Below are 13,043 nucleotides of genomic sequence, written 5' to 3'. Positions count from 1 at the left end.
AGAATGCCCGGAGTTCGCCCGCATGGATGGTGAAGTGATCACAGCAGCGCGAGCGGGTGGTCACTTCTCCGGGGCGTGGACGGTTTGGCCGCCGAGCAGCGTCCGGGTGGGGTTGAGGTCGCGCAGCTGGTCGGTGTCGCAGGTGGTGGGGTCGGTGGGCCAGATGGTGAGGTCGGCGAGGCGGCCGGGGGTGAGGGTGCCGCGCAGGTGGCTCTCGCCGAGGAGGCGGGTGGCATTGGTGGTGTGCAGGGCCAGGGCCTCGTCGCGGGTGATGGCGTGCTGGGGTCCGCGTATGCCGGTGACGGTCTGGCGGGTGACCATGCCCCAGACAGATCGCATTGCGCCGTAGGCGCCGACGGGGAAGTCGGAGCCGCCGGTGACCAGTGCGCCCTGGTCGATCCATTCCCGGGCGGGGAACAGGTTGTTGACGCGCTCGGGGCCCCAGAATCCGTCCTCGACCTCGGCGGTGTCGTGCAGCAGGGGCTGCTGCACGGTCACCGGGATGCCCAGGGCGACGGCGCGGGCGCGCTGCTCGGCGTCGGCCAGGCCGCCGTGCTCCATGACGAGCATCCCGCCGGGCAGGCCGGGGTTTCGGTCCAGGACCTGCTGGTAGGCGTCCAGCAGGTTGCGTACGCCGCGGTCGCCGTAGGCGTGGGTGCCCACCTTCCAGCCACGGCGCACCACGGCCTCGACGGACCGCACCAGAGCGTCGGGCTCCCACAGGAGCGTGCCGTAGAAGTCTGGATGGTCGCAGTAGGGCTGTTCGGTGGCGCCGGCTTCCAGGCCCCCATCGAGCATGAACTTCACCCCCCATACCCGCAGCAGCGGATCGTCGGTGCAGCGCCAGTCCTCCATGCCGTCGAGCAGGTCCTCGATCTGGGCCGGGTCGGTCATTCCGATCGTGGACACCAGGGCGCGGACCCGGGTGTGAAGTGCGCCCTGCTGCTGGGCTGCGCGCAGGACGGCGAGGTCGGCGAGGGGGACCATGGCGTCGCGGACCGTGCCGATACCGGTGGCGGCGTAGTCCCTGGATGCCTGCCGCAGGCCGGCGACGCGGGTGCGCAGGTCCGGCGCCGGTAGCAGGTGCTCGACCAGGCCCATCGCGTTGTCGATCAGACGCCCGTTGAGACGTCCCTGCTCGTCGCGGCCGATCTCACCGCCCGGGGGTGTGGGGGTGTCCTCGGTGATGCCGGCCAGGCGCAGGGCGAGGGTGTTGGCCACGGCGTTGTGGGCGCCGCGCTTGACCAGGATCGGGTGCCGGTCGCTGGCCTGGTCGAGCTCGGCGGCGGTGGGCATGCGCCGCTCGGCGAGGTTGAGTTCCTGCCAGTTGCTGGTGGTGCGGATCCACTGCCCCTCGGGCGTGGTGGCGGCCCGCTGCCGGATCAGGTCCAGGAACTCGCCGATGGCGCGGGCCTGGTGCACCGGCACGTCATGGGCGCCGTGCCCGGCGAAGATCAGGTGGGTGTGGGTGTCGTCGAACGCGGGGAGCACGGCGGCGCCCGGCTCGTCGATGACCGTGGTGCCCTCGGTGATCCAGCCGTCCAGGCCGTGCGGATCCTCCGACAGTGCGGCGATGCGGTCCCCGACCACCGCCAGCGCGCGCCGGGGCTTCTGCCCGGCCACCAGGGTGTGCACCGTTGTGGCACGCACCACCACATCTGCTCCTCGAACAACCATGATCAACTCCAAAGTAGATGCTGTTGAGCCTGGTGGGACGGCGCGCCCGACGGGTGCCGAGCGCGCGTTCGGCACCCGTCGCCGTGCCCGGCGTCACGACACGTGCGTGGAACCGGTGACGGCACGGGGCCGGTTGCGGGGTAGCGCTTGAAGTCGCCGACGTCGTAGCGGAGTTCGGCGCCGAGCTTGTCGGCGGAGGCCGGGAAGTCGGGGTCGTCGGCGCACGGCGCAGCATGGTGAGAGTGGTGTTGGGCAGGTGCTACCGGGCGTGTGGGGGCGGCGCGCCCGGGGCTGCAATTGGCGGTCAGGTGCCGGCGGTCTGCAGCTCGGGGACGGGTTCGTTGCGGCGGGCGGCAGGGATGGCCAGCATGACAAGCATCCCCAACGCGGCGGGAATGGCGAAAGCGTAGAAGTTGGCGGACAGCCCCCAGCCGGAATTTATGACGAAGGCGCCGTAGAGGGGGCCGAGGATGGCGCCGAGCCGGCCGATGCCCAGAGACCATCCCAGTGCGGTGGCGCGCATATGGGCGGGGTAGAACGTCGCGGTGTAGGAGTTCACGATGATGGTCGTGCCGATGGTGCAGGCTCCGGCGACAGCGACGAGGGCATACAGCACGGCTGGTGGGAGGTTGTAGCTGAGCGCCCAGATGCAGGCGGCGGCTGTCAGGAACATTCCGGCGGAGACCTTCTTGGCCCCGACGCGGTCGGCCAGCCTGCCGAGCAGGGGAGTGCCGATGATGGCGCCGAGATTGAGTGCTATGAGGAATGCCAGGGACGATCCGAGACCGTAGCCGGCCTTGCGCATGATCTGGGCGAGCCAGGTGTTGAGGCCGTAAACGAGCAGCAGCCCGAACGCGGTGGCCACCCAGAACAGCAGCGTCGCGACCACGTAGCGCCCAGAGAACAAGGTCCGCAGGCCGCTGAGTGCACTCGGCTTGGCGGCGCCGGTGCTGTGGACGGGTTCTTCGAGTGTCAGGTCGAAGCGTGCCGCGAGGGCTTCAGCTTCGGCGCGCCTGCCGCGGTTCAGCAGGTAGCTCGCCGACTCCGGGAGCTTGAACCACATCAGGGGCAGTAGCACCAGGCCGAGTGCGCCGCCGGCGGTGAACATGGCGCGCCAGCCGAACTCCGGAATGATCCAGATGGCCGACAGGGCGGCGACGATACCGCCGGTGGGATATCCGGAGAACATCAGGGCGTTGGTGGCGTTCTGCCGCTGGGGATGGGCGTACTCGACGGTCAGCGCTATCGCGGTGGGGACGACGCCGCCGAGACCCACACCGGCGACGAGCCGTGCCAGGCCGAACAGGTCGGGGTTGGGGGCGGCTGCCGCGAGAAACATGGCGGCGGAGAACCACAGGGTGCAGGCCATCATGATGCGGCGGCGTCCGAAGATGTCGGTGACGGTGCCGATGAGCAGCGCCCCGATGAGCATTCCGATCAGTGTGTAGGAGCCGATCCGGCCGGCTTCGGCAGCGCTGAGCGTCCATTCGGCGCCGCCGCCGAGCAGGGTCGGCAGTACCGTGCCGTAGACAATCAGGTCGTAGCCGTCGACGACGATGGTGGCCGAGCACAGGGCCACTGCCAGGAAACGTGCGTGCGACCGGCCTTGCGGGGTGGGACGCGTCATCTCGCTGCTTCCTTACGTGGGGACCGGCGCAAGGGCGTGGTCGGCGGCCGTGAGGTGGTAATTCCGAGCGGGGCGGGCGGTGTTGTGGGAGCGGGCATGGCGTTCCCCTCTTGGCGTGGGCAAGGAGGTCGTGACCGACCATGGTGGATCGCCGGGCGCTGGTGTGCTGTCCACCCAGCGCCGGGTGCGGCAGCCGCCGCAGATGCGGGTATGGGCGGTGGGGCCGGTGGCCGTGTGCAGAGGGGGGTGGCTCCTTGCCGGCTGGCAAGGAAGCTACTCATCAGGCCGGGATGCCTGCGCTTCGGGCCATGTACGGGACCGGTGGGCACAGTGGATGCGAAGCCATGTGGGCCTGTCGGCACCGGCTGCGGGAGATGAAATCTGAGGCCAGGTGACGTTTGTGACGCGGCGTTCTCCCTTGGAGAAACAATGTATGCCGCTTTCAAAACGGTCGTCAATGATTCGGCAGAGATGATTGCGCTTCGGATGCCGGGTCATGTGCCGGGGCCGGAGCGGCCTGGACCGTACGCCGGACACCCGCGGGGTGCCGGGCAACCCAGCGGGTCTTGCCCGGCCCAGGAGCGCCGGCCAGGCGCCTACGGAACCGCGACTGCCGTCCCGTAGGGCCGTACGGAACGCCTCCTGCTCCTCCGGGCCCGGACAGGGTGAGCAACTTCTCCAGCTGGTCGACGGCGAGCAGCGTGGGGCGGCTGTCGGGACATTCCGCAAGGCACCGTTCGAGGGCGCCGATCGGGTCCAGGCCCGGCGAGAACGGTGCGGCGACGGCCCACCGCCCCGCCGCCGAGTGCGTGCTTGAGCGGCCGTCGATCCCATACAGGAGCGCCTCGGACAGGTTTCCGCTGACGCTACCCGTGCCTGTGGATCACCGAGAGAGCGTGCTCGCGCGCCGGTGCGCTCAGTAAGCTGTTCAGCTCGTCGAACAACGCGCCTGCTGTCACCCCACTCCATCCCGGGGGCAGCAGCGACAGCGGAATCCCCGGGTCGCGGTAGGGCAGTCGCCGCCACTGGGTGAGCATGGGTATGTACGTCCGGAACGCCTCCAGCGGCGTCGTCCCGCCGGACGAGGCCGCGTCGAGGACCGGGCGGTGGCGTCGCAGGAAGTCCTCGTACAGCTCGGTGAGTTCGCCCAGGTCCCACCACGTGCGGACCTTCGACCGCAGGTTGCCGAAGGCGAAGTGGTCGCCGGTGAAGATGTCGACGTATTCGGACAGCCCGCGGCATTCCAGGGTCCGCCGGGTCTCCGCCGCCAGGTTCCCCGGTGCGACCCATACCCCGGGTGCCGCTGTGCCGAAGCCCAGACGGGTCAGGCTCGACCGGAGCTCGTGCCGCTTCTCGCGCTCGGACTCGGGCACGGAGAACACGACCACGAGCCAACCGTCCTCGGTGGTCGCCCGGCAACGCTCGAAGATCCGCACGTCTCCCTCGGCGAGCGCATCCAGGGTCGATTCGGCGAGAGAGTAGCCCGCGGCGCCCGCGTGGCGTTCGCTGCGGAGCACTCCACGACGCTTCAGGCGGGAGACCGAGGACCGCACGGCCTGCCCCTCCACCCCGAGGTCCGCCATGAGCCTCACCACAGACGCCACGGAGAGCCAGTTGCGCTCGCCCCGGGCGTACAGCCCGAAGACCGTGATGATGAGCGGGCCGAGGCGGGTGTCACGGCCGCCTGCGGCATTGGGGGCCGACTGGGACTCCGCCGTCATGTCCGCACCATCGTCACCGTCGTCGAAGACTTCCCAACGCCGGCATCCGACGGAAACCGCATTCGGACGTCCCGCGCCATCCAGCCCTGCTCTCTTGGTACGCCGGGTGTCTGTGTTCGCCTCGGCTCGCTGGCGCCGTTCAGTGCCGTCTCCTCGTCCTTCCCGCGGGTGGCTTCCGGCCACCGGATGATCGTCTGGCAGTCTATCGTTTGACGTCGTTATCGCTCTCGGACGCTTGCGTCCACGATCATCGGGCAGCGGCGCCTGATGCCCATCACCTCCTGAGTGGGGCGTGCCCACCGTTCGGGGCGGTCGCCGGATGGTCCGCCCCAGGGGAAGCCGACCGCGACGCACGTGGTGGGCGCCCGGACTCAGCTGCGACGCACACGCGGACCGTCATCCTGCGGGACCGGCATCCACCTCGGTCACGTAAGCCGGGTCGACGCCACTTTGTTGCGCAGTTCGCCCAGCCCGCTGACCCGGGTGACGACCACATCACCGTCCCTCAGGAAGATCTGCGGTTCGCGCGCGTTGCCGATGCCGCTCGGGGTGCCGGTGAGCACCACGTCCCCGGCACGCAGCGTCATGCCGCGGCTGAGCTCGGCGATGATCCGGGCGAACGAGAAGGCCATCTGGGCACTGGAGGCGTTCTGCAGCAGGACGCCGTTGACCTCGCACTGCACCCTGAGGCCCATGGGGTCGTCGATCTCGTCGGCGGTGGTGAGCCACGGGCCGAGCGGCATCGTCGCGTCGATGCTCTTGCCCTTGAGCCACTGGCCGCCGTGCGCTCGCTGGAGGTCGCGCTGGGAGACGTCGTTGGCGACCAGGTAGCCGAAGACGTGTTCCAGGGCCTTTTCCTCCGGGATCGACCTGGCGTCGCGGCCGATGACGAGGGCGATCTCGGCCTCGTAGTCCCACTTGGCGGAGAGATCGGGGTCGTAGGCGATGTCGTCGGCGGGGCCGATGACGGTGTCCGGGCCCTTGGTGAAGAACGTGGGGTGCTTGGGGCGGGAGGAGGGGTCCTGGCCCTCGCGTTTGCCCTTGGACTCCTCGAAGTGGTCCCAGTAGTTCCAGCCGGTGCACAGGATGTCGCGGTTGAAGCGGTGCAGCGGCGACTCCAGGCGGACCTCGGAGAGTGGCAGCGTGTCGGCGCCGGCGAGCATGGTCCGGGCCGCGTCGAGTGCCGCCGGGCCGCCGCGGACGATGTCGTCGACCGTGCCGGCGGACGCGGGCAGCAGCGCCACCGCGAGCCCGGCCTCGTCGACGGCCCCCGCCCGCCGGACGCCGTCAACGGTAAGAGATGCGAGTTTCACTCTGGTCGTCCCTCAGCTCTCGGTTCCGGCGGTGGAGTCGTCCATCGCGGTGACGGCGCGCGTGACGTCGGCCTCCCGGACGATGGGATCCGGAGTGGTCTTGGTGCCGTCGCGGACGATCGTGCTGGTCATCATGTGGTGGTTCCTCACTTCCCGGTTGCTTCCTATGGGGTGTCGCATGCGGAGTACGGGGGTGCGTGACCCACAGCGAGCCTGCCCCGGCCGTGCCGCGGCGCCGGGGGCCCGTTACGGGCCCCCGGGCGCGCGGGTACACGGGACGCTCGGCCGTCCGGACAGCTGCGTCCGTCGTTCCTGTCACGTCTTCGCCCCGTCCCCGGAGCGCAGTGCGTTCCCTTTTCAGTCGTCAACGAAGGGCTATATCTGTTGCGTGTGGGGCTGCGTGCGCTCGTGGCTCGGACGTACGGCCACGGCTCGGAGGGATGCGGCGCTGTGGATCGCTAGTGGCGCGGTATCGCGAGTCGGTGTTCCGGGATGACGGCCACTCCGAGGATCTCGATCATGGCCTCGGGCTGCCACAGGGCGGTGCAGCCGATGCCGGCCATGGCTGGGTAGACGGGGCCGGCGAGCTCGCGCCAGACCTTGCCGATCTCCTTCCCGTGGGCCTGGTAGTCGGGGATGTCGGTGAGGTAGATAACCACGCTGACCAGGTCTTCCGGTTGGCCGCCCGCCTCGTGCAGCGTGGTGAGCACGTTGCTGAACGCCTGGCGGAACTGCTCGACGATGCCGCCCGGGACGATCTTCATATCGGCGTCGAGAGCGGTCTGTCCGCCGAGGTGGAGGGTGTTTCCCACCAGGGTTCCGTGTGAGTAGCCATGGGGAGCGGGAAGGGCGTCCGGGTTCACGGCAACGGGTGTCATGAGGCCTCCAGTTCGGGTGGGACTCGGGGGTGGGATGGGTCCGCCCCGTCCCTCGATGTGTATTGACAATAGATGACGGCCGTGAAGAATACGAGATATCGCTCGCTCGCTTTGCTCGTCAGAAGGGCAGGGGACGAACCGGTGGGGCCGCTGCGGCCCAGGGGTCTGTACGTGACCCGCACGCAAGGCGGCACCGGAGCCCCAATGGCCCTGCGACGGCGATCTCTTCGAAAGCGAACAGCGGCACCGGCACCCCGTGCCGTCAGGTCCGCCACGCCAGGGCCTCCCCGACCACCACTGAAACGGAGCCGATCCCATGGAGCCTGACTTCAGCAAGTACCGACTCGAAGGCGACAACTCGATGTACCGGCTGACCAGCGGTCTCGTCGCTCCTGTGGTGACGCGCGGCGGCTTGGAGGACGCGGGCACCGCGGACTCGGGCGGGGCCGTCCGGATCTCGGGTGTGAGCATTCAGCACACCCCGGCCACCAGGCTGTGGTTCGGGAAGGTCAGCAACGATCCCGGCTACCGCTCGGTCTCCCACCACCACGGCGAGGCCGAGACCGGCGGCTACGTCCTGTCGGGCCGGGCGCGCATCTACTTCGGCGCGAAGTTCGAGGACTACGTCGACATGGAGGAGGGCGACTGGGTCTTTGTGCCGCCCTTCATGCCGCACGTCGAGTGCAATCTCTCGCGCACGAAGCCGCTGACGTGGATGACCACCCGGACGCCGGAGAACATCGTCGTCAACCTGCCCGACGTCGACGACGCCGATCTGCGCGACTGGATGGACCGATGACGACCGGGACCGGAGCAACGGCGATCGAGACGCTGCCGACCTCCGCCGTCTTCACCGCAGCTGTCACGCTGACGCCCGCCGACCCCGAGCACTTCGACCTCGCCTTCACCGCCGTCACCCAGCCCTGCCCGTGGCCCAAGGCGTACGGCGGCGACCTGGTCGCCCAGGCCGCGGCCGCGGCGATGCGGTCGGTGACCGACGGCAAGATGCTGCACTCGATGCACAGCTACTTCCTGCGCCCGGCCGACATCGGGGCGAGTGTGCGCTACGAGGTGGAGCTGCTGCGCGACGGCCGCGGATACAGCACCCGGCAGGTACGCGGCTACCAGAACGGCAAGCCGCTCTACGTCTGCCTGGCCAACTTCGCCGCCGGCGAACCCGGTGGGACGTTCCAGGCCGAGCTCACCGAGGCCGTTCCCGACGCCGGAGACCTGGCCGGCGCGGCGGCGTACCTCGCGGAGCGCAGCGGCGGCTCGATGACCGAGGCGACGAAGAGCTACTGGTCGGGCGGACGCGGCTTCGACATGCGGCACGTGCCCGGCCCGGTCTACCTCACCGTCGAGGGAGAGCGGGTGCCCCACCAGGCGGTGTGGCTGAAGCCGTTCGACCCGCTCCGGCCCGTCGCGGGACTGACCGACGCCCAGCGGGACCTGGCCGCGCTCGCCTACGTCTGCGACTACACGATCCTCGAACCCGTCCTGCGGGTGCTCGACCTGCCCTGGGCCAAGCCCGGGCTCATCACCGCCAGCCTCGACCACGCCATGTGGTTCCACCGCACGGGGCCGGTGGACGACTGGCTCCTCTACGTCCAGGAAGCGGTCGCCGCCGATGCGGGCCGCGGCCTGGGTACCGGCCGCTTCTTCACACGCGACCACCGCCACCTGGCCACTGTCGTTCAGGAGGGCATGATCCGCCCCGCCTGACCCGCCGCATCCGCTGCGTGCTCCCGGAAGGACTCCCCCCGTTGACTCTTCCGCTCTCTCTTTCGAGCTCGGCACACCTGGACACCTTCGCTCGCGACCACCTTCCCCCCGCGCACCTGTGGCCGACGGTCGAGTTCACCACGCCGGAACTTCAGTACCCGGACCGGCTCAACGCCGCCACCGAGCTCATCGACATCCCTGTATCGAAGTTCGGGGCCGACCGGCCCGCGCTGCGTACGCCGACCGGGGAGACCTGGTCCTACGGCGAGCTGCGGACGCGCGCCAATCAGGTCGCCCAGGTGCTGACCGAGGACCTCGGCCTGGTGCCCGGACAGCGCGTCATGCTGCGCTCGCCCAACAACCCGTGGACGGTCGCCGCCTGGCTCGGCGTGCTCAAGGCCGGCGGCGTCGTCGTGACCACCATGGCCGCCCTGCGGGCCCGCGAGATCGCACCGGTCGTCGAGCGGACGCGCCCCTCGATCGCGCTGGTGGACCACCGGTTTGCCGAGGACGTGTACACCGTCCGGGACACCACACTGCCGTCGCTGACGGTCGTGGAGTATGGCGGCACAAGTACGGAGGATCTTGTTGCGCGCGCCACGGCCAAGTCCGGCGAGTTCACCAATGTGGACACCGCCGCCGACGACGTGGCGCTCCTCGGACCGACGTCCGGAAGCACCGGCGTCCCGAAGATCACCATGCACTTCCACCGCGACATTCTGTCCATCGACAACACCTTTAGCCGCCATGTGTTGGGACTGGTCCCGGGCGACCTGGTCGCCTGCACAGCACCCTTCGCCTTCACGTTCGGCCTCGGCATGCTCGTCGTCTTCCCGCTGCGGGCGGGTGCCTGCGCCCTGCTGATAGAAGCTGCCACCCCGCCGCAGCTCGCGGAGCTCGTCGAGCAGGTGGGTGTCACCGTGCTCGCTACGGCGCCCACGGCGTACAAGGCGATCGTTCGAGACGGGAAGGAACAGCAGCTCGCCGGGCTGCGGGTGGGGGTATCGGCCGGCGAACACATTCCCCAAGACACGTGGGAGCAGCTGCGGGACCGGCTCGGGCTCAGGGTCATCGATGGCATCGGCGCGACCGAGTTGCTGCACATCTTCATCTCGGCCGCCGCTGACGACATCCGTCCCGGCGCCACCGGAAAGCCGGTGCCGGGCTACCGCGCCACCATCCTCGACCTTGATGGTGTGGAGCTCGGCCCCGGTGAGCCGGGGCGGCTGGGTGTCATCGGTCCGGTCGGCTGTCGCTACCTCGACGACGAGCGCCAGAAGGACTACGTCGTGAGCGGCTGGAACGTCACCGGCGACATCTTCCACCGGGACGAGGACGGCTACTTCCACTACCACGCCCGCAGCGACAACATGATCGTCTCCTCGGGCTACAACATAGGCGGGCCCGAGGTCGAGGCCGCCGTCGACACCCACCCCGATGTCCTGGAGTGCGCCGTCGTCGGCCGCCCCGACGCCGAGCGCGGCTCGGTCGTGTGCGCCTTCGTCGTGCTCCGCGAAGGAGTGAGAGGCGATGCCGCCAAGGCCAAGGAGATCCAGGACCACGTCAAACAGGTCATCGCCCCCTACAAGTACCCGCGTGACGTGCGGTTCTGCGACTCCCTGCCCCGCAACATCAGCGGCAAGTTGCAGCGTTTCGCACTCCGTAAGATCGTCGAAGACGAGCAGGCCCCAGCGCCCGCCGCCGAGCAGTGAGAGGAACTCCCTTGAAGATCGCGATTGTTGGTGGTGGCCCAGGTGGCCTCTATCTCGCTGCTCTCATGAAACAGCTCGATGCGGCCCACGACATCACCGTCTGGGAGCGCAACGCCCCTGACGACACCTTCGGGTTCGGCGTGGTGTTCTCCGACGAGACGCTCGGCGGCATCGAGAACGCCGACCCCGAGTTCGCCGAGGCCATGGCGCGGCGGTTTGCCCGATGGACCGACATAGACATCCACTTCGGTGCGGAGAGCCGCACCGTCGGTGGCCAGGGCTTCGCCGCCATGAGTCGCAAGGAGCTGCTCCGCCTGCTGCAGGAGCGATGCCGTGACCTCGGGGTCGTCGTGCGCTTCTCGACGCTCGCCCCCGATGCCGACGCTCTTCGCGCGTCGTACGACCTGGTGGTCGCGGCCGATGGCGCCAACTCCCAGGTCCGGGCGGCCTACGCGGACTTCTTCCGCCCCGCTCTGGACCGACGGCACAACAAGTACATGTGGCTCGGCACGGACCGGGTGTTCGAGGCCTTCCAGTTCTTCGTGAAGCAGACGGAGTGGGGGACCATGCAGGTCCACGGGTACCCCTACTCCGAGACCGGCTCCACGTTCATCGTCGAGATGCACGAGGACGTCTGGCGCCGCGCCGGCTTCGACGCCACCGAGGGGGTCGACTTCCCGCCCGGCGTCTCCGACGAGCAGGCCGTCGAGCGCATGCGCGAACTCTTCGCCGAGGAGCTCGCGGGGCACCAGGTGTTCGCCAACAACTCGAAGTGGCTCAACTTCACCACCGTACGCAACGAGCGGTGGCACTACGGCAACCTCGTCCTCGTCGGCGACGCCGCGCACACTGCGCACTTCTCTATCGGGTCGGGGACCAAGCTGGCGATGGAGGACTCGCTCGCCCTCGCCGCCTGTCTGCACGAACACCCGGACGTGGACTCCGCGTTGACCGCCTACGAGGCCGAGCGGCGCTCTGTCGTCGAGTCCACGCAGCGAGCCGCCCAAGCCTCGCTGGAGTGGTTCGAGAACATCGGCATGTACGTCGACCAGGAGCCGACCCAGTTCTGCTTCAACCTGCTCACGCGGTCGCGCCGCATCACCTACGACAACCTCCGTACCCGCGACCGGGAGTTCGCCGACCACGTCGACGCCGCCTTCGCCAAGTCCCAAGGACTCGACGGCACCGCGCCCGCGATGTTCCAGCCGTTCCGACTGGGGCAACTGGAGCTGAAGAACCGGGTCGTCGTCTCCTCGATGGACATGTACAGCGCGGTCGACGGCCTGCCCGGCGACTTCCACCTCGTCCACCTCGGCTCCAAGGCCATGGGTGGTGCCGGACTGGTGATGACGGAGATGGTCTGTGTCTCGCCCGAGGCCCGCATCACCCCCGGCTGCACGGGTCTGTGGACCGACGCACAGCGCGACTCCTGGGCGCGGATCGTGTCCTTCGTCCACGACCGGAGCACCGCCCGCATCGGTCTCCAGCTCGGCCATGCGGGCCGGAAGGGCTCCACCCGGCTCATGTGGGAGGGCATGGACGACCCGCTGCCGGAGGGGAATTGGGAGATCACCGGCCCGTCACCGCTGCCGTACGGTCCCGGATCGGCCGTTCCGCGCGAGCTCACCCGCGCCGACATGGACCGGATCACCGCCGACTTCGTGGCGGCCGCGCGCCGCGGCGCCGAGGCGGGTTTCGACCTGCTCGAACTTCACTGCGCGCACGGCTACTTGTTGTCCTCCTTCCTCTCCCCGGTCGCCAACCACCGCACCGACGAGTACGGCGGCCCGCTGGAGAACAGGCTCCGGTTCCCCCTGGAAGTGTTCGACGCCGTCCGTGCCGCCTGGCCGGCAGAGCGGCCTGTGATCGTGCGCATCTCCGCGACCGACTGGGTCCCGGACGGCAACACCGAGCACGACGCGGTCGAGATCGCCCGCGCCTTCATCGCCCACGGGGCGGAGGCGATCGACGTCTCCTCGGGCCAGGTCACCAAGGGCGAGCGCCCCGCGTTCGGCCGCTCCTACCAGACGCCGTTCGCGGACCGGATCCGGCACGAGGTCGCTGCCGCCACCGGTACGGCGGTCATCGCGGTCGGCGCCATCGCGTCGTACGACGACGTGAACTCGATCCTGCTGGCGGGCCGCGCCGACCTGTGCGCCGTCGGCCGCACCCACCTGTACGACCCGCACTGGACCCTGCACGCGGCGGCCGAGCAGGAGTACCGGGGCGCCGCTGCAGAGTGGCCGGTGCAGTTCAAGGCCGGCCGCCGAAAGCCGCCGACCTCGCGCACCGATGCCGTACGACCCCGGCTGTCGCTGCTACGGGCCGACGAGTCCGACCAGACCGTCCACCTGCGCTGGACGCCGTCACGTGAACCGGCCCCCGTCTCCTGA

10 protein-coding genes are annotated in these 13,043 nt (G+C 69.4%); 4 read left to right on the top strand and 6 right to left on the bottom strand.

Annotated features, from left to right (window positions below):
* Nucleotides 1–60 precede the first annotated feature (60 nt).
* The 6 genes from KI385_RS03715 to KI385_RS03695 all read right to left on the bottom strand — a co-directional run bounded on the left by KI385_RS03715 (nt 61) and on the right by KI385_RS03695 (nt 7,216).
* Nucleotides 61–1,653: an amidohydrolase gene (locus tag KI385_RS03715; RefSeq protein ID WP_238570790.1), complete on the bottom strand. Its 1,593-nt coding sequence runs from the start codon at nt 1,651–1,653 to the stop codon at nt 61–63.
* 328 nt (nt 1,654–1,981) lie between these two features.
* Entirely contained in the window at nt 1,982–3,304 is a 1,323-nt protein-coding gene (locus KI385_RS03710; RefSeq protein WP_238570789.1) for an MFS transporter, read from the bottom strand.
* An 866-nt stretch (nt 3,305–4,170) separates the two neighbouring features.
* On the bottom strand, nt 4,171–5,025 hold the full coding sequence (locus KI385_RS03705; protein ID WP_238570788.1) for a PaaX family transcriptional regulator: 855 nt from the start codon (nt 5,023–5,025) through the stop codon (nt 4,171–4,173).
* Between the two features lie 425 nt (nt 5,026–5,450).
* Nucleotides 5,451–6,338, bottom strand: coding sequence for a fumarylacetoacetate hydrolase family protein (locus tag KI385_RS03700; protein WP_238570787.1), 888 nt, complete (start codon nt 6,336–6,338; stop codon nt 5,451–5,453).
* Nucleotides 6,339–6,350: 12 nt separating this feature from the next.
* Nucleotides 6,351–6,473 (bottom strand): hypothetical protein, encoded by a 123-nt coding sequence (locus KI385_RS43845; RefSeq protein WP_281066788.1) that lies wholly within the window; start codon nt 6,471–6,473, stop codon nt 6,351–6,353.
* A 323-nt stretch (nt 6,474–6,796) separates the two neighbouring features.
* Nucleotides 6,797–7,216, bottom strand: coding sequence for a RidA family protein (locus tag KI385_RS03695; RefSeq protein WP_238570786.1), 420 nt, complete (start codon nt 7,214–7,216; stop codon nt 6,797–6,799).
* Between the two features lie 316 nt (nt 7,217–7,532).
* Here KI385_RS03695 and KI385_RS03690 point away from each other — a divergent pair, with 316 nt between their 5' ends.
* Genes KI385_RS03690 through KI385_RS03675 form a run of 4 tightly spaced genes read left to right on the top strand, consistent with a single transcriptional unit; the run spans nt 7,533 to nt 13,043 of the window.
* Nucleotides 7,533–8,015: a cupin domain-containing protein gene (locus tag KI385_RS03690; protein WP_238570785.1), complete on the top strand. Its 483-nt coding sequence runs from the start codon at nt 7,533–7,535 to the stop codon at nt 8,013–8,015.
* On the top strand, nt 8,012–8,938 hold the full coding sequence (locus tag KI385_RS03685; RefSeq protein WP_238570784.1) for an acyl-CoA thioesterase: 927 nt from the start codon (nt 8,012–8,014) through the stop codon (nt 8,936–8,938). Before KI385_RS03690 ends, KI385_RS03685 begins: the two co-directional genes overlap by 4 nt.
* A 41-nt stretch (nt 8,939–8,979) precedes the next feature.
* Complete coding sequence (locus KI385_RS03680) at nt 8,980–10,650, top strand: AMP-binding protein (protein WP_238570783.1); 1,671 nt, start codon at nt 8,980–8,982, stop codon at nt 10,648–10,650.
* 11 nt (nt 10,651–10,661) lie between these two features.
* Nucleotides 10,662–13,043: a bifunctional salicylyl-CoA 5-hydroxylase/oxidoreductase gene (locus tag KI385_RS03675; RefSeq protein ID WP_238570782.1), complete on the top strand. Its 2,382-nt coding sequence runs from the start codon at nt 10,662–10,664 to the stop codon at nt 13,041–13,043.

This window comes from Streptomyces inhibens (assembly GCF_022221585.1).
Classification (GTDB): domain Bacteria; phylum Actinomycetota; class Actinomycetes; order Streptomycetales; family Streptomycetaceae; genus Streptomyces; species Streptomyces inhibens.
The sequence above is the reverse complement of the archived record's forward strand: the minus strand, read 5'-3'. Positions and strand labels throughout refer to the sequence as shown.

Excerpts from the sequence above, each read along its gene's own strand:
- KI385_RS03710 (WP_238570789.1), bottom strand. The coding sequence starts at position 3,304 with ATGACGCGTCCCACCCCGCAAGGCCGGTCGCACGCACGTTTCCTGGCA.
- KI385_RS03705 (WP_238570788.1), bottom strand. The coding sequence starts at position 5,025 with ATGACGGCGGAGTCCCAGTCGGCCCCCAATGCCGCAGGCGGCCGTGAC.
- KI385_RS43845 (WP_281066788.1), bottom strand. The coding sequence starts at position 6,473 with ATGATGACCAGCACGATCGTCCGCGACGGCACCAAGACCACTCCGGAT.
- KI385_RS03695 (WP_238570786.1), bottom strand. The coding sequence starts at position 7,216 with ATGACACCCGTTGCCGTGAACCCGGACGCCCTTCCCGCTCCCCATGGC.
- KI385_RS03690 (WP_238570785.1), top strand. The coding sequence starts at position 7,533 with ATGGAGCCTGACTTCAGCAAGTACCGACTCGAAGGCGACAACTCGATG.
- KI385_RS03685 (WP_238570784.1), top strand. The coding sequence starts at position 8,012 with ATGACGACCGGGACCGGAGCAACGGCGATCGAGACGCTGCCGACCTCC.